Source organism: Granulicella sp. dw_53, from assembly GCF_018449545.1.
In the GTDB taxonomy this organism is placed as follows: domain Bacteria; phylum Acidobacteriota; class Terriglobia; order Terriglobales; family Acidobacteriaceae; genus Edaphobacter.
On record NZ_JAAVUR010000031.1, the window covers coordinates 1 to 16,481 of the forward strand.

Genomic DNA, 16,481 nt, shown 5'->3' on the forward strand with positions numbered 1-16,481 from the left:
CAGGAAACTATTATAAGGATCTTCCAGCGTCAGCATATAGGTGAGGGGATCAGAGTTCCCACTCCCTTGATCTGCTTCAACCGCTCGGTCCCTGAATATCTGTTCCCCCCATAGACTCGAGCATCATCGGTTTCAGTGCATACTTCAACTCCGGACTCAGATCCTGAGCCGCCTTCGGCTTCATCCCGTGTGCATTGCACCCGCAGAGCCGTTCTCCGTAGGATTTCGTCAGTCCTCGGGTCGCGTTGAACAGCATCGTTCGTGCGCGGACCAGAGCGGCCCGCGACCGGATCACCGTCAGATCCGCCTGTACCTCAGCGCTGCTGTGCTTCACTGGACACAACAGCCGTGGATCGATCCGCACCAGTCGTGCGAGCGTCATGGCGTCGAGCTGATCGTCCTTCTTCATCGCTGGCCTCCTTGTCTCCCGCGCCTCGAGTGTGTCGATAACTGGGAGCTTAACCCATTCTGCTGGAGACCGGCCTTCTCATCCGGGCAGTTTTCGCCAGGTCAGATTTTGCTGGGCTAGCAAGTGATAAACATGAGCCGCATCTTGTTCCTCATCGTCTCCCTTGGATCGAATCCAGCACTTCGTGACCTGAGTGAACATCTGATTCCATTTGGCTATCGGTCCGATAGGAACTTACCACGCATCGAGACACGGCTTTACGGATCGAATCCTCTGTACGCGATTCAATTGTGCAGTGATATTCGTTGACGCAATCACGCGTCCTTTGAATGAACGCCATCGAATCCGGGCGCAAACCAAGAGGAGCATTCCGTATGTCGAAGCTTTTAAAAAACAAACTCGCACTTGTAACCGGATCATCCCGCGGCATTGGGGCAGCAATCGCAATTCGTCTCGCTGCCGAAGGTGCCTATGTCATTGTTAACTACTCTGCAAGTCCTGAACGCGCACAAAAAGTTGTGGACGAGATTACGAAAGCCGACGGCCTTGCAGAGGCCGTCCATGCCGATCTTGGAAGTCCAGAGGGCCCGAAGACGCTGATCGCTTCAATCGATAAATGCTTCGGAGGCGAGTTCGGTGGCCGCTTGGATATCCTCGTCAACAATGCCGGTACGGCGGAGTTCGGACCCTTTCTTGAATCCTCGGATCAGTCTTACGACAAGCACTTCAACCTTAACGTTCGCTCCCTCATCGAACTCTCCAAGGATGCAGCGAAGCGCATGGCGAAATCTGGCTGGGGTCGTATCATCAATATCGGCGCGTCGTTTGGCGAAGGAGCCCCAATTCCGGGTGTGACACTGTACATCGCCTCTAAGTTTGCGGTTCACGGATTTACGCGTGGCCTGTCCCGCGAAGTGGGTTCAACTGGTGTGACCGTCAACGGAGTTCAGCCGGGGCCGACCAACACCGATCTTAGCCCTGAGGACGGCCCCGTCTCCGATTGGTTTAAAAAGCTCACCAGCCTTGGCCGTTTCGGCAAGGCCGAAGAGATTGCCGCTGCTGTGGCTTTTTTGGCAAGTCCCGAATCAGCTTTCATCAATGGTGAGAACCTCACTGTCGATGGTGGCTTTAACGCGTAGCGTGAAGTGCGGCACGTTTATAGCAATCTCCTGTGGGTGTATGTGGAGGCTTCGAGTCTACGGCCGTTTTCGCCAAGTAAAACGGCACTTCTTGAGCTTATCCACTCCATAGAAACGGGAAAATTGCTTCAACGCGTGCCGCACATTACGTCGTCGGATTGCAGGCCGCCTCTAACATACGACGCGTGTGGTTTCCGCATATTGCGCAGGTCGCTGTGTTTTGGGTTCTCCAGAGTCTGAGCGGATCGCCGGTGAGGCAATCAAACCTCAGGTGGGTGGTCCACTAGGCTTCACAATTTATCAAAGGCAGATGGACGCGAACATCGAACCAGGTCCGCACTTTTGCTGTCCCACGGTGGGAGCAATCGGCCTTTCATCAGAAACCTCAACAGCAAATAGAAAGAGAGATACGTATGGATCGTTTTGGAATTTTGGCAATACTTGAGGCAAAACCAGGCAAGGAACAGGAAGTTGCAGAATTCTTGAAATTCGCCCGGCCACTTGTCCTGCAAGAAGTTGGCACATCAACTTGGTTCGCATTCCAGACAGGACCAACAAGCTTCGGTATCTTCGATACCTTCGCCGATGAGGATGGACGCAACGCCCACCTTACGGGCGAGGTTGCCAAGGCACTCTTCGCAAAAGCGGAGGAGCTCTTCGCAAGCAAACCGCAGATCAGTATGGCTGATCTCCTCGCAACGAAATAGCGTCCATTCGTTAGATTTTGGGATCCTCTCATGACGAAACTTGCATATTGGAGAACGCAGTGCCCAGCCTTACTTTGAGAACTATAGAAGATGCCCCGGTTGAAACGAAGGAGCTGCTGACTGCGGCGGAAAAGCGCAACGGCTTCCTGCCGAATCTTCTAAGGGTGCTGGCAAATGCGCCGGTCGCCCTTGAGACTTATCTGACGGTGAGCGGTATCAACAACCGCTCCTCCCTTTCAGTCGCGGAGCGCGAGATGGTGCAGATTATAGCCGCCGCGACGCATGGCTGCGGCTTCTGCGTGGCGGGCCATACGGTCGCCGCCTACAAAAAGACCGGCTTGGATAAGGAGACGGTCGAAGCGCTGCGCAACCTCGGTCATGTGACGGACGCACGGTTGGACGCGTTGGCCAGCTTCACCAAAGCTGTTATCGCCACGCGCGGCAAGGTCGACGATGCCGTCTTCGGCACGTTCAAAGCCGCCGGGTTCACTGACCAGTCGGCGCTGGAGGTCATTCTTGGAGTCAGCCTGGCAACACTGTGCAACTTCGCCAACAATCTCGGTGGGGCGCCGCTTAATCCTCAGTACGAACCCTTTCGCTGGGACGGCATCAAGGCGGCGGCTGAATGAGCCATCCGTTGGCCGCACACGACGGCGTTGCCCCGGATTCCGGGCTTTCGGCTTGGCTCGATGCCAATGCGCTCAGCCTCGACACGTCGACGGACCTCACCGCTGAGGTGCTGCCGCGCCTCGCGGAGGGTGGGATGATCGGCAGCGGCATCCCCAAGGAGTTCGGGGGTACTGGCGGCGACGTCACCGACGTCATCGCGGCGATATCCGACGTGTCCGAACGTTCACTGGCCGCCGGTTTCGTGCTGTGGGGTCAGCGCTGCTACATCAATTATTTACTCCAGAGTCCAAATGCCAAGCTGCGCGACCGGCTTTTGCCTGACCTGCTCGCCGGTCGATTGGCAGGCGCAACCGGGCTCTCCAACGCTATGAAATTCCTCTCGGGCCTTGAAGAGCTTCAGGTCAATGCCCGAGAGACATCGGGCGACCTCGTGCTCGACGGGAGGCTTCCCTGGGTCACCAATCTTCGGCCGCAAGGATTTCACGTCGCCGTCGCGGTCACCGGCAAAGGTGGGCGCGGCAGCTTCATTGCCTCGCTGGCATTGGGTGACCAGGGCATTTTCCGTTCCGCCGACTTGGACCTAATGGGCATGCGTGCCAGCAACACTGCGGCCATCGCGATCTCCGGCGCTGAAATAGACGCCGAACGCATCATCCATCCCGATGCCCTGGCGTGGCTGCCGTCCACGCGTCCGGCCTTCCTCGGCCTTCAATGCGGCATGTCGATCGGGCTCGCCCGGCGGGCGCTTGCCGCGGCCCGCGCGGTTGAGGGATCCGGCCGCCTGGCACTGTCCGACGCGATCTCAGACCTCGAGAAGGCGCTGGCAAAACAGGAGGCGGCTTTGCACGAAGGTCTACGCGCGTCCACCTACAAGGCGAATCCAGCCGCACTCTTCCGCATCCGCATAGCGCTCGCCGAGGTCGTGGCGCAGGCTACCGGGCTCGAACTTCAGGCATCGGGTGGCCGCGCCTATCTGACTGTGCATAACGCCGGATTCGCCCGCCGCTGGCGAGAAGCAGCCTTCATTCCGATCATCACACCAAGCCTGGTCCACCTCAAAGCTGCGCTCACACAGCATCCGAACGAGACGTGACAGGCGCATCCCCGTGCTAGCAGAGTTCGATCTTGCACTGGAGCTTGGCGAAGTTATCGCCATCCTGGCCCCGAGCGGTCCCGAATCAGCTTTGATCAATGATAAGAATCTCACTGTCGATGTGGCTTTAGCGCTTAGCGTGAAGTGCGGCACGTTTAGCATGTGCCGCACTTCACTTCGTCGGATTGCAGGCCGCCTCTAACATACGACGTGCCTGGTTTCCGATTTCTTTACGTTCTTGCTCGATGAGATCTACGAATGGCTTGAGCACAGTCACCTGCGAGTTCTTGGGCCATGCCACGATTAGCTCCGCCCTGTACTCGTCGGGTTGCAGCCGTAGAAATCGAACGCCTTCGGGACGTAGATTCAGAGTGCACATTGGAACTATCGCAATTCCCTGGCCCCCAGCGACCAACGTGAATGTCGTTTGCATCAAGTCGGACTCGTATGCCACCTTCGGGGAGAACCCATGCCTCTGGCACATGGCGAGTATGGCGTCATGGACTGCCGGGGCTCCGTCACGGTGGAGAAGGATAAAAGGCTCCTCCGAGAGGTTCTCAAACTTTATCTTCTTAGCCGTGAAGGCATGACCAGAGGGAACTGCAACCAGAAGCGGTTCACGGAAGATTACCCTCACATCGAGCTCACGCGCCAACTTCTTCGCGAAAGGTAGTCGCGTGACACCGACATCAATCTCTCCCTGCGAAAATGCCGCTTCTTGCTGGAGTGGATTCATCTCTTTAAGGAGCAGTCTTACTCCAGGAAGAAGCTCTTTGTACTTCCGAACAATACTGGGGAGGAAACCAGCGGTGGCCACGCTGCAGAAGCCAAGGGTTAAAGTCCCAGTTTCTCCTCGAGCTGCACGCCGGGCAGCCTCGGCTGCATAATCGGACTGTTTCAGAGTTCGCAAGGTCTCCTGATAAAAGACCTGCCCCTGAGGTGTCATTCGTGCAGTCCTGCCGGAACGTGCAAAAAGCTTGATGCCGAGTTCCTGCTCCAACTGATTCACCGTCTTGCTGATCGCGGGCTGCGAGATATGCAGGAACCGGGATGCCTCACGGAATCCCTTCTGTTCAGCCACCGCCACAAAGTAACGCAGATGCCTTAATTCCACTGATAACTCCTGAATATCATTAAGATGATTCTCGCTCATCAATAGAATCATTTCTTTACACAAAGTCACTCTAGGAGCGATCGTTATGGAGACGACTAGTTGCTTTACACTCGACGTTTCATGACTGCCGTTGCAACGCCTTCACGGACGCCAGCAGTGCTTCCTCAGCACTCGGAACGATTTCTTCTCAGTTGTTGCCAGATCTCTAGATGTGATTTTTCAGAAGTTTGTTGTCCATTCGATCGAGAACTGGGATGCTGAAGTTGCGAACAAGCAACACTCCAGGAGATCGAATGGACTATCACTATCATGCCCGCCCGCCGCTCGTGCGCTATGAGCATCCCGCTCTGGGCGACATGGTCCACTTCGACATCAAGCGCCTGGTGCGTATCCAGCGGCCATCGCACCGCGTCACCGGCAACCGCCGCGACAGCGTCAAGGGCATCGGCGCCGAGTTCCTCCACATCGCTATCGACGATCACTCCCGACTTGCTTTTACCGCCATGTATCCCAACCAGAAGGAAGAATCATCGACACACTTCCTGGCCGCCGCAACCCCATGGTTCAAAGGCTTCGGCATCCACCCCACCCGCGTACTCACAGACAACGGACCATGCTATGTCGGCAGACACTTCCAGAACGCCTGTCATGCGCTCGGACTCAAGCACCGCAAGACCAGACCTACACCCACGCACCAACGGCAAGGCGGAACGCTTCATCCAAACTGCGCTCAGAGAATGGGCCTACGCCCAGATCTATCAAAACTCCGAGCAAAGCACGTTACTCGGCGTGGCAAGCATATCGATTTTGTCCACAATCATCAGGTATTGCGCGAGTATGCGGAATATCTGATGGAGAATGCGGTTCATTTACTTCATACTTGACCATTCGTTCCAGAAACAGTATAACGGCGCAATGGCACGAATAAAGGAGTTCGATTCGCTCGTTCCCCAATTTTACTCACAGCAACTCGCCGATCTGACACGCGGCGCTCAACGGGCCGAGATTGATTCAGGCCACCTCTTATTTCTGGAACAGCCGGCGGAATTGGCTAAAACCATCGCGACTTTCTTGGATTCTTTTCGAATCTGATAGCAATAACCTAACGACGATCTTATGAAATTTGTTGACGAGGAGTTTTGATTTGATGAACCGACGCGCTTTCCTTGCAGCATTGTCAGCCGCAGCCTTAGCTCGGGGAGCCAATGCCGCCTTCGCCTCTGTCGCTCCCCCGCGAAAAAAAGTGGTTATCGTTGGCGGAGGACTAGCTGGACTTTCCTGCGCCTACGAGTTGCGGAAGTACAACTTCGATGTTGTCCTTCTCGAAGGCCAGGGGCGCGCAGGAGGCAGAGTTCAAACACTGCGAGAAGGACTGTATCAGGGTCTTTCAGCTGAAACAGGAGCGACTCGGATTCCTGACACTCATGAACTTACGCTTTCCTACGTGCGCGAATTCGGTCTGACGCTGGAACCCTTTCGTAGCGGCGATTTCGCAGACGTCGTTCATCTGCGAGGGAAAAATTATGTTGGCGGTCACAACCCCGAACCGGATTGGCCGCTGCAACTGACCGCAGAGGAGCGCCGCCTGGGCCGCAAAGGTTTGGCCCAACGTTACATGGCTGGCCCATTACAATCACTAGTAAAGGGTGATGAAAATTCGCTCAATGTGCCGAAGGCCATTCTGGAGCAGGATAACGCAACGCTTGGTGATTACCTGAAGAAACAAGGTCTTTCTCCGGACGCCATCGAGCTTTTGACTGTGGGTGGGGATACCACCGTTAGTGCTGGATTGCTTTTTCTGGTTGAACTCAATGAGCAGATATCTCGCCAGTATTTCCACATCGCGGGTGGCAACGACCTGCTTCCGGCGGCGCTGGCAAACCAGCTCGGCGGAGCCGTCCGGTATGGATGCAAAGCGGTAAGCATTGGACAGGATGACGGCGGTGCCTGGGTGGTGATTGAAAATGCAGAGGGCCACGAGACCGTTCGCGGGGACCTTCTTGTGACCACGCTTCCGTTCTCGGTATCCAGAAATCTCTTTTCCGACGCCCGTATACCGGAAGATAAGCAACGCGCCATTCGGGAGCTGAAGTACTTTGCAGTCGATAAGATCTTCCTTCAAATGCGAAGCCAGTTCTGGAAAAAGAACGGCCAGAGCGGATTTGCCAATACCGATCTCCTCTCCGAGCGTTTCTGGTCGCTGGGGCCTGAACACGCCGACCAACGAGGTCTTCTGTTGTCCTATGTCATCGGAAATAAGGCCGCAAAGTTGGACCAAATGGATATGCAAAGCCGCATTAAACAAACACTCGCGGATGCGGAAAGTGTGTTCCCTGGAGCGGACGAACACTTTGAAGGAGCTCGAACAAAGAGTTGGGGTCAGGACCCGTGGCAGCTTGGTGCTTTTCCGGCATTCGCTCCCGGTCAACTCAGCTCTATTCCCCTGAACGCACGCAGGGAAGGCAGAATCTTTTTTGCAGGAGAGCACACATCCCGCTACAACGGCTGGATGCAAGGTGCCATTGAATCGGCGCATCGGGTGGTGAAGGAAATACGCGCGTAAGTAAAAAACATCCGCGAAAGGCTGGGTTTTGCATCCGGAGATTTTATGGATGCATCAAGGGCCACATCACTTCCGATGTGGTCCTTTCTTTCTCTTTCTTTGATCGCTTCGACAACGCCACAGGCTTTGGCTCGGTTCCCGAACGGTTCTATTTCCCGATGCAGAAGGTAGAAGAGGTCAGCGCGAGTATGCAGAGTATTTGATAGAGAATGTGGTTCATTTCCTTAATATTTGACCGACCGTTCCAAAAAAGGTATAACAATGCAATGGCACGAACAAAAGAGTTCGATCGGGAATAGGCCCTCGAACGAGGCCGTCTCAGAGAGAGTTCGGAGTGGGCGCGAGGGGCTTGAACAAGTGTTCAAGCACTGTTTGGTGCAAGCAAGGGACGCTCGCGAACTAAAGAATTCATCTTCTGTTTCCGCGTTGGAGCAGTTCCTGGTCAATGTTTTTCGGTCTTCGCCTCATGGCGAAGACACGCAACCAACTACATAACCTACAAAGGAGACTCAAGTGACAGTACCGACAATCGCGCAAAAGGGTCCATATCCTGTTGAAGTTGAAATCGGCAAGAGCTACTACTGGTGTTCCTGTGGAGAGAGTAAGAGTCAGCCCTTCTGTGACGGCAGCCACGCCGGCACAGGTCTCTCTCCGATAAAGTTCGAGGCCGCAGAGACCAAGACGGTTTACCTATGTGGCTGCAAGAGCAGTAAGAGTGGCGTTTTCTGTGATGGTAGCCACGCTGCGCTCTAAAAATCGTTCCGACACATGCGGTCGGGGGATCGAAGTGCCGACACAAGTCGGTTCTTCAATACCTGGCTAACTTTCCTCCAGCATGACCACCGTCGCGGCCTGATTCCCGTCAGGCGCGATCTCTTCTAATTCAATCTCACAGCCGCCGTGAGCGGCGATCGATGGAGACCATCATGAACATGATTAACCAAGCCACCCCGCAATCGGCGGGGGCTCTGACCTTCAGCCCCGACGGGGTCCTCTTCGTAGGCGACAGCAAGCTCGGGGCCGTCTTTGCCTTCGAGACGGAACGCGGCCAGGCTCCAGCCTCGCTGGATCCCTTTCTCTTCGAGTCGATCGACGAGAAGATCGCCGGAGCGCTGGGCGTAACGGCGAAAAGCCTCGTGATGAAGGGGATGGCCGTCCACCCCGTGACGCGCGAGCCATACCTGTCAGTTGGCGTGCGAAACGACGATCGCCTGGAGGCCGCGGTTGTGAGCGTCTCGCTTGACGGCGAGGTCCACCCATTTGACCTCTCATCGTCGAAGGTGACGATGCACCAACTCTCCGACGTTCCCGACGAGGGCAAGACCTTTCAGTCGCGTGCCGGCTTTTTCCCATATCCACCGACGGCGGTCTTCGAGGAGAAGGCGCGTACGCCGGTCCGTTCCATGACGATCGTGGATCTAAAGTTTCACGCCGGGGAGGTGTTCGTCGCCGGCGTCTCGAACCGGGAGTTCTCCTCCACGCTGCGGCGGATCTCCTATCCGTTCACCGGGGCGGCCAGCGAGACCCAACTGGAAATCTACCATCTCGCTCACGGCCAATACGAAACGCGTGCGCCAATCCGGACCATGGAGTTCGCCACCATTGACGACGAGGACACGCTCGTCGCCGCCTACGCCTGCAGCCCGCTCGTCACCATTCCGGTCTCAGCACTGAAGCACGGCGCGAAGGTGAGGGGAAAGACGATCGGCGACATGGGCAACGGCCAGCCCATCAGCATGGTCGCCTACCGTGACGGCGACGAGGACAAGCTATTCATCACCAATCTCGGTCGCGGTCCCATGATAGTTCCGCTCTCCGGAATCCGCTCCGCCGAAGGTTTCACGCCCGAGAACCGGCCGACCCAGGGCCCTATGCTGGACCAATCGCCCTTCATGCCGGCCGGCCCAGTCGGCAAACAGGTGCTGTTCGTCGGATCCTCGGTGTTGGCGGCTCTGTTCAGCAACCGCTTCTTCGTCTCGCTGACCCGCTACGCAGATACCGGCGATCTGACGCTTGAGACCCTGATGGTCAGTCCTCTGCCCGCACGGATAGACAAGATCTGGGTGGAGGCGGATTTCCCAGGCGTCCAGTTCACGCTAAAGCACGCGTCGTAAAGGCGGGCTCGGGCCGTGGGACTAGCCTCCCCCCGCGCAATTGATCTCATCACCAGCGTGCTGCTCCACAACACAGAACCGAAAGAAAAAGAAAAGGAAAAAATATGACGAGGCTTACCCTCCTCTCAGCAGCAACCGCCCTCATGATCGCCGCTTCGGCTTTGGCACCCGCGCCGGCTCAGGCAGCCCCCGTGTCTGCGGCCGTCGAATCCTCACGAGCCGCAGCGAAGCTGCAGTACGCCGGGGCTCTGACATTCAGTCCGGACGGGGTCCTATTCGTCGGCGACAACATCAGCGGCGCGGTGTTCGCCTACCCAATGAGTGAAGGGGCGGCTCCCACGACGGCGTCGGCTTTGGACATCGAAGTATCGATGACCGGATCGCCGCGCTGCTCAAGACGCCCAAGTCCTGCGTCCACATCAACGGTATGGCGGTCCATCCCACCAGCCACGACGTCTATCTGTCGGTTTCGTTCGGCGCTGGAAGCCCAGCCTTGGTGAAGGTCTCGCCGGCCGGCGTTCTGTCCCGGGTGAATCTGGCGCACACCAAGTCCACGAGTTGGGTTGTCCCCGATGCTCCGACCCTGGACGAGCACTTCCGCGACCGGAATGGCGATGGGCCCTTGCCGACGGCCGCCCGGGATCACCTCAAGGCGATGACGCCGATGCGGTCCATGACCATTGTCGACATGAAATTCCACAATGGAGAGCTGTTCCTCGCGGGCATCTCTAACGAGGAATTCTCATCGACGCTTCGGCGGGTGTCCTATCCCTTTGACGGTCGGTCCTCATCGACTGCCGTTCGAATTTACCATGTTGCCCACGAGCGCTATGAGACCCGGGCGCCCATCCGCGCCATGGCGTTCGCCACCATCGATGGCCGGGACACGCTCATCGCCGCCTACACTTGCAGTCCGCTTGTCGTGATCCCGACCGCGGACTTGAAAGACGGCGCCAAGGTGACCGGTCGGACCCTTGGCGATATGGGCAACGGACAGCCGCTCAGCATTGTTTCGGTGTCGTTCCATGGAGATCCGAGCCTGTTCGTCACGAATGCGGGCCACGGCCCGCGCATGATCCCGATTTCCGGCTTGCAGAAGGCGGTTGCCTATCTGCCTGAAAACTCGCCTCATGGCGGCGTGGGAGACTGGCGCGCCGAATACCCGCTGGGCCCTGTGGGCAAGTCGCTGATGTTTGTCGGGTCATCCCTGTTTGCGGACAAACTTGACGACAAATACCTGGTGTCCGTGACCCGTGACGCTCCTTCCGGCTCTCTCAATCTTCAGGCGACGCTGACGTTTCCGTATCCGGTCAACAACCTGGACGAGCTCTGGTCGGAGTACGACTTTAAGGGCGGCGAGCGCGGAAAGTGATCGCTGTCCTCATAGCCTGGATGGCGCTGGCCTCGAGCAGCGCCGCTCCGCAAGTGGTGTCGATCTCGCCAGCGGCGAGGTCGATCCCGGCAAACACCCTCCGCATCTATGTCACCTTCAACCATCCGGCGCGGGGGGTGGTGGCGACGCGGGATCTACGGCTACTCGACGACGCTGGTCGGACGATCGACGGGGCTTTCATGGACTTCGGTCAGGATCTCTGGAGTCCCGATGGCCGGCGCCTTACGGTCTTATTTGACCCAGGTCGCGTCAAACGGGGCGTCGAAGGGGACGGCGAAAGCGCCGCCCCTCTTCAGGTCGGCCACAGCTTTACAGTCGAAATATCCGGCAAGCGCTTTCACTACCAGGTCACACCTGCGGTTCGCACAGCCATCACCCCGCAAACCTGGCGCCTTGCCTTGCCCAAGGCCGGGTCGCGTGAAGCCCTTACGGTTACATTCGACCGTGAGATGGACGACGCTCTTCTGCGCGACCAACTCGAAGTTGTAGACGCTCAGGGACAATCCCAACCTGGGCAGGTGACAGCGTCCGCCAGCGGACGAGTGTGGTCTTGGCGTCCGAAGCACGGCTGGCGCATCGGCGCCTATCGACTCGTTGTAGGGAGCAGTCTGGAAGACGTCAGTGGAAACCGGGTTGGGGAAGCGCTCGACCACGACGTCGGTTCACCGGACGCGCCCCGCGAGAGTTTGGACGTCCGTTTCATGGTGGAGCGTCATCAGGAGTGATTTATGACTGAGATACCGATCCGCATCTCTCCTCAAGCCAAGGTGCTCCCCGCAAACACCCTGCGTTTCTACATACATTTTCAGAGGCCAGGAGAGGCGCACTTCGATCGTGACCGACTCTGGTTGCTGGACGAGCAGGAGCAAGTGGTGCGTGACCCTTTCCTCGTGCTGTCGCAAGAGCTCTGGTCGCCTGATGGGCGCCGCCTGACGGTGTTGATGGAGCCGGGAAGAATCAAACGCGGTATTGGGGCAGACCCGACTCACGACCCGGCTCTTGTCGTTGGGCGGACGTACAACCTTGTCATCACGGCGCTCGCGCAAACAACGCGCCATACGTTCCGCGTAAGCGATCCAGTTCTGGAAGCCGTCGACGAGGCCGACTGGCGTCTCGTCTCTCCAACAGTGGGGAGCCTCGATCCCGCCATCGTGCACTTCGACAGGGTTATGGACGCCGCGCTTTGCGAGGACGAGATCGGAGTCTTGACCCCTTCCGGAGAGGTCGTTCAGACCCGTGTGTCACTCGCACCGGACGGAACCGCAGCGCAGCTTGTCCCGAGCCACCCTTGGCGCGCCGGGGAGCACCGCCTCGTCGTCTCTGAACGTCTCGAAGACGTTTGTGGCAACAGGTTGGGCGAGGCTCTGGACCATGACCTGAGCGCGAGCGGACGACCGCGGGCCGGGATGATCAACTTCACTCCGCGCGGCGCCAACGCGCCCTCGTCTACTCAGGCGGTGAGCTGACATCAGGCTGGAAGATGGCTCGCGCCGGCACGGAAGCATCGCACTTTGGCGCTTGCCATACTGCTGGCGGAGATCCCACCACAAAAATTTGCGGCGCTTCGAAGAGATCGCTACTACCGCGCTTTTCTTCGGCTCCAGCGACTCCAGCTTCATCAACGGTGTCGAACTCTATGTCGATGGCGACCTGTCCCAAATCTAACTCAGCCTTTTCACGTCCGGTTCTTAGGGGAGGGAGCGGCAGCAATGCCGCTTCCTTAGCCACAGACGCATTTATTTACGATCCTTATCAGGACTGATCGTGGTCTTCTAATCCACGTTTGAGGTATCCCCCTGGACTGGCTCCAGCGCTGGCCTCTCGCAGGAAGCGAAAGAAGCGTTTGCGCATGGCAACTGGGAAAAGCTCACGAATCGCGATTGATGAATAGACGATTAGATGGCAAGCTGCCATGGAGTTTCACAATGCGCGGAGCTCTCGTTGTAGCAAGGTCTTCCAGACACCGCACTGTGTCGTAGCTCTGGCCCAGATTCATAGAGGCTGCTCGTCAAGCAAGGTGTCCCAATTGGTTGTGAGAATGTCGACCGAATTTAAAGAAACCAATCTTCGTGAAGCTTCCCGGGTAGCCATTGTTCATCTGGGATCATTTACCGAAGTAGACTCTCCAGTGCGCGGCGACCGAGGGATGCAACAAACTCCTTGGCCACACGAAGGGGCTCCCTACGCTCATCGCCCTTATAACCAAGCCGCCTTTGCATGGCGGAAGTTATCTCGTCCCAGAGAGGAGGGAGAGGTGTTCCACTATTTATTCTCTCGACATTTCGGCTGAAACCGGCACCGACGAGGACTGCCGCTCCGCGGGTACCTCCCTTTCGCCAGAGGCCGGCATTGATCTGTTGGATAGTTGGGAAATCGGGAAGGTCACAATATTCATCTTCTCCTCGTTCTTTTCCTGATACCAGCCAAGTTCCTGATGTAAGGCGTTAGCCAATGCAAATGACTGAAATACACACATCGCATAGGGTACCTGGAACTGCACGGAGTTCTTTCGATGCCTTGCACGCGCCAGGGAGCAGAGTTCACTCAGCGGTTTTTGCTGTTGATTTTGTTTGTTTTCCGATCTGCGTGAGGTCGGGACTCCTGCCGGCGTCACGCCGTCTTGGATTTTCCCGGCGTCTGTCCGTGGGCCTGAGAAGCATGGCTGCGTCTTGGCAATCTTGGCGTTACGGCAATCGGCTACGTGCGAGTCTCGCGTCTTTCGAGCCGTTCGCTTTCCACGCGCTCCTATCGCTACTCCATCGTTGCGGTGGGTTGCGGAAATGACCTCACGATGATGAGGTGGGGCGCTACTTTGTAGAGGCGGATTGAGGTGGGGCGGTTGCGATGAGGGCGGCGGGAACTTCGATGGCGCCTACCTTGTCGCCGATGAGGTCGTGGATTCCGACGCGGAGGTAGTACTCGCCCTTGGCGGGGACGGCGATCTGTTGCTGGTAGCGGATGCCTTCTTTAAGGAACTGCTGGTAGCCCTGGGGTTTGACGAAGACGTTGACGGGGTTGGATTGCTGGGTGAAGAGCTGGCCGTCGCGGTCGTAGGCGAGGGTGACGAACTGAAGGGCGACCTCGCGGGTGGTGTCGGGGCGGGTGGGCATAGTGATGTCGCCGGGATTGACTGCGTAGGCGATGGTGATGAGTCGGTAAGGGGGCTTGGATTTGGGCGAGGCGGTGTTGCCCTCGGCGAGCCTGGCGCTGGGCGTGGGGCTGGCGATGAGGAGGGCTTTGAAGATGATTTGGGTGGGGGTGGGGGCTCCGCGCTGCATGGCGGTGCGCATGGTGTCGAGGCTGTTAGGTGTTGTGGTGGTGGCCTGGGATGGTTTGGATTTGGGCTGCGAGCCGGAGGGTTCGACGTAGTAACCGTCACGATAGGCGAGAGCGTAGTCGCCGGAGGCGAGGTAGACTTCGATCTTGCGGAAGCTGCCGGTATCGCCTTTGGTGGTGGGGATGTAAGCGAGGGTGTAGTAGTTGGAGCCATGGTCGAGGATTTTGTCTACGGCGTGGCCGATGTCGTTGATGTTGGTGTAGACCTGGCCGCCGGTGGCCGCTGCCATGCGGCCCATGGTGCTGTGCTCGTCGCGGGTCAGGGTGTTGAAGTTATCGGCATCGCCGAGAGCTGTGGCGCGATTGTAGATGTACCTGGTGGCAGAGACGTCGGAGAGAGGCGTGTTGGTGAGGCCGCGCAGATCGACGGGATAGACGGCTACCTGGCTGCGGGCGAGGAGGTTCATGGTGTCGCGGAATTTGGTCTGGAAGGAGCCGGTGGTGGCGAAGGCGAAGCTGAGAGGAAATGAGCCCGATAGCCAAATGAGGTTTTTGCGTCCGGGCATGCCGGAGAGATAGCGCGCCAGTTGGTTCATGGCGGCGAGGGTGTACTGGATGCGGTTGCTGTTCTGATCCCTGACCTGCTCCACTTCGTTGCGGCGCATGCCGGAGGCTACCCAAGGCGAGCCGCGCAGGTTGTCGGACATGGGTTCGGCACCGATGGCGTCGGGAAGAACGGAGGAGGAAAACGTGTTTTCCCTTTTGTTGAAGGCAGCGAGGAGAAGCTGGGGGTCGGAGGTGAGGCCCTGAAGGAGGCTGAGATGAGTGGTGAGGCTGAAGACGGCGAGGCGAGTGCTGGGCTTCATGGATTTCTGAAAGGCGAGCAGCTGCTGCTGGGTGTTGGCCTGCTTGTCGGCGGGGGTGTTGAGGTTGTCGATCAAGAGGATGTCGATAGGCGCGTTTTCAGGCGTGAAGGTGAAGTTGGTGTAGATGTTGGGTTCGGCGGGGGGCATCGGGGGAGACTTGGCGAGGTCGGCGGCGGTGGGGGCGGAGTGCTCGTCGAAGTGGGAGATGGTTTGGGGAGCGCCGCTCTCCTGGAGGCTGAAGTCGGACTGTTTGAGGTCGTGGATGGGGTTGCCGCGGGAGTCGGTGACGGTGACATCGACGATGACGAGCTGGGCGCCGGTGCGGAGGGTGGGAGGAGCGGGAGTCTGCGCGAGGGTGCTCACAGGCAGGGCAAGGCAGAGGGCGGCGGAGAGACGAAGGCGCATACAGCTCCTTACACGGCTGCAAGTGTAGCGAAAGCCATGTCCTTCTGTCCGGGTTTCTGATGAATGTCGAGTGTCGTGCTTAGGCGACAGACTTGTTCAGGCGGTGGACTTCGGTCTTGTCGCAGTGGGGTTTTTCCACTATGACGCAGAAAATAACATCGGCTCCCCATCAAAATCCCGACATCGGGATTTCAGTCGAGAGGGGTCCGGGGGAAACCGCTTCTGTTGTCTCCGGACCCTGTGATTGCGCCTGGTGAGTTATTCAACGATATCCTCAAATACATCCTGGCTAGCTTGCCCGACGCCTTGCGCGTCCCAGAGATCGCACAAGTCAGTTTCTTGACCGGTGGGTACCAACTCGGCGTGGCTCGGTCGTGGGAGGGCGGCGGTATCAGAAATCTCTTCATGGATCGGGCAGTGTTTGTGTCCGGTGTGCTCGAAGATCACGCGGCAGTAGTTGCACTCCACGGCTGCAACCTCGTCAATCTCCGGGTCGTCACATCGTTCGCAGTTACCATTAGCGAATTTGTGGCTGTGCTCCTCGCAGTACCATTCTGGCTCGTCGCGGCGTTTCTTCGGCCGGTACTGCTGCGTGTCTTTGGCTCTTGCTACATTTAGACGCTAGGACGGTTACATCATAGCCGGGAAGTTCTAAAAGCCGTTGATAGCCGCTAGCCTCCTCGTAAGGATGTACACCTTCGCGCTGGCTGCTTTCAATTATCTGTACCTCGACCGTCTGTGCGTCGTCCAGTTCCAGAGTGCGGGTCGGAAC

15 protein-coding genes and 1 pseudogene are annotated in these 16,481 nt (G+C 57.7%); 13 read left to right on the forward strand and 3 right to left on the reverse strand.

Features of this window, described 5'->3' with window-relative positions; all coding sequences use genetic code 11:
• Nucleotides 1–76 precede the first annotated feature (76 nt).
• A complete protein-coding gene (locus tag HB393_RS24445; RefSeq protein ID WP_345945428.1) occupies nucleotides 77–448 on the reverse strand; it encodes a hypothetical protein in 372 nt (123 codons plus the stop codon).
• A 335-nt stretch (nucleotides 449–783) separates the two neighbouring features.
• On the opposite strand from HB393_RS24445, the gene HB393_RS24450 reads away from it, so the two are divergent.
• The 4 genes from HB393_RS24450 (at nucleotide 784) to HB393_RS24465 (ending at nucleotide 3,978) form a co-directional block, all read left to right on the forward strand.
• Nucleotides 784–1,548, forward strand: coding sequence for a 3-oxoacyl-ACP reductase family protein (locus HB393_RS24450; RefSeq protein ID WP_213807847.1), 765 nt, complete (start codon nucleotides 784–786; stop codon nucleotides 1,546–1,548).
• A gap of 413 nt (nucleotides 1,549–1,961) precedes the next feature.
• Nucleotides 1,962–2,255 carry an antibiotic biosynthesis monooxygenase gene (locus tag HB393_RS24455; protein WP_213807848.1) on the forward strand — a complete coding sequence of 98 codons (294 nt, stop codon included), beginning with the start codon at nucleotides 1,962–1,964 and terminating at the stop codon, nucleotides 2,253–2,255.
• A gap of 74 nt (nucleotides 2,256–2,329) precedes the next feature.
• Nucleotides 2,330–2,884: a carboxymuconolactone decarboxylase family protein gene (locus HB393_RS24460; protein ID WP_213807849.1), complete on the forward strand. Its 555-nt coding sequence runs from the start codon at nucleotides 2,330–2,332 to the stop codon at nucleotides 2,882–2,884.
• Nucleotides 2,881–3,978 (forward strand): acyl-CoA dehydrogenase family protein, encoded by a 1,098-nt coding sequence (locus tag HB393_RS24465; RefSeq protein ID WP_213807850.1) that lies wholly within the window; start codon nucleotides 2,881–2,883, stop codon nucleotides 3,976–3,978. The genes HB393_RS24460 and HB393_RS24465 overlap by 4 nt, the downstream gene beginning before the upstream one ends.
• A gap of 172 nt (nucleotides 3,979–4,150) precedes the next feature.
• Here the strand turns inward: HB393_RS24465 and HB393_RS24470 are convergent, their stop codons facing one another.
• Entirely contained in the window at nucleotides 4,151–5,143 is a 993-nt protein-coding gene (locus HB393_RS24470) for a LysR family transcriptional regulator (protein ID WP_255551592.1), read from the reverse strand.
• 242 nt (nucleotides 5,144–5,385) lie between these two features.
• On the opposite strand from HB393_RS24470, the gene HB393_RS24475 reads away from it, so the two are divergent.
• The 8 genes and pseudogenes from HB393_RS24475 to HB393_RS25735 all read left to right on the forward strand — a co-directional run.
• Nucleotides 5,386–5,976: a DDE-type integrase/transposase/recombinase gene (locus HB393_RS24475; RefSeq protein ID WP_213807851.1), complete on the forward strand. Its 591-nt coding sequence runs from the start codon at nucleotides 5,386–5,388 to the stop codon at nucleotides 5,974–5,976.
• 263 nt (nucleotides 5,977–6,239) lie between these two features.
• Entirely contained in the window at nucleotides 6,240–7,655 is a 1,416-nt protein-coding gene (locus HB393_RS24480; RefSeq protein ID WP_213807852.1) for an FAD-dependent oxidoreductase, read from the forward strand.
• Between the two features lie 926 nt (nucleotides 7,656–8,581).
• A complete protein-coding gene (locus HB393_RS24490; protein WP_213807853.1) occupies nucleotides 8,582–9,769 on the forward strand; it encodes a hypothetical protein in 1,188 nt (395 codons plus the stop codon).
• Nucleotides 9,770–9,873: 104 nt separating this feature from the next.
• Complete coding sequence (locus tag HB393_RS24495) at nucleotides 9,874–10,269, forward strand: hypothetical protein (protein WP_213807854.1); 396 nt, start codon at nucleotides 9,874–9,876, stop codon at nucleotides 10,267–10,269.
• On the forward strand, nucleotides 10,263–11,141 hold the full coding sequence (locus tag HB393_RS24500) for a hypothetical protein (RefSeq protein ID WP_213807855.1): 879 nt from the start codon (nucleotides 10,263–10,265) through the stop codon (nucleotides 11,139–11,141). Before HB393_RS24495 ends, HB393_RS24500 begins: the two co-directional genes overlap by 7 nt.
• The gene (locus HB393_RS24505) at nucleotides 11,138–11,887 is read left to right on the forward strand and encodes a hypothetical protein (protein ID WP_213807856.1); all 750 of its coding nucleotides are present in this window, start codon (nucleotides 11,138–11,140) and stop codon (nucleotides 11,885–11,887) included. The genes HB393_RS24500 and HB393_RS24505 overlap by 4 nt, the downstream gene beginning before the upstream one ends.
• A gap of 3 nt (nucleotides 11,888–11,890) precedes the next feature.
• Nucleotides 11,891–12,628: a hypothetical protein gene (locus HB393_RS24510; RefSeq protein WP_213807857.1), complete on the forward strand. Its 738-nt coding sequence runs from the start codon at nucleotides 11,891–11,893 to the stop codon at nucleotides 12,626–12,628.
• Between the two features lie 88 nt (nucleotides 12,629–12,716).
• Nucleotides 12,717–12,827 (forward strand): annotated as a pseudogene (locus HB393_RS25735) (dehydrogenase); the annotation flags it as partial.
• A 1,142-nt stretch (nucleotides 12,828–13,969) separates the two neighbouring features.
• Here the strand turns inward: HB393_RS25735 and HB393_RS24520 are convergent.
• On the reverse strand, nucleotides 13,970–15,709 hold the full coding sequence (locus HB393_RS24520) for a VWA domain-containing protein (protein ID WP_213807859.1): 1,740 nt from the start codon (nucleotides 15,707–15,709) through the stop codon (nucleotides 13,970–13,972).
• A 225-nt stretch (nucleotides 15,710–15,934) separates the two neighbouring features.
• Between HB393_RS24520 and HB393_RS24525 the strand changes: the two genes are divergently transcribed.
• Entirely contained in the window at nucleotides 15,935–16,327 is a 393-nt protein-coding gene (locus HB393_RS24525) for a hypothetical protein (RefSeq protein WP_213807860.1), read from the forward strand.
• The last annotated feature ends 154 nt before the right edge of the window (nucleotides 16,328–16,481 follow it).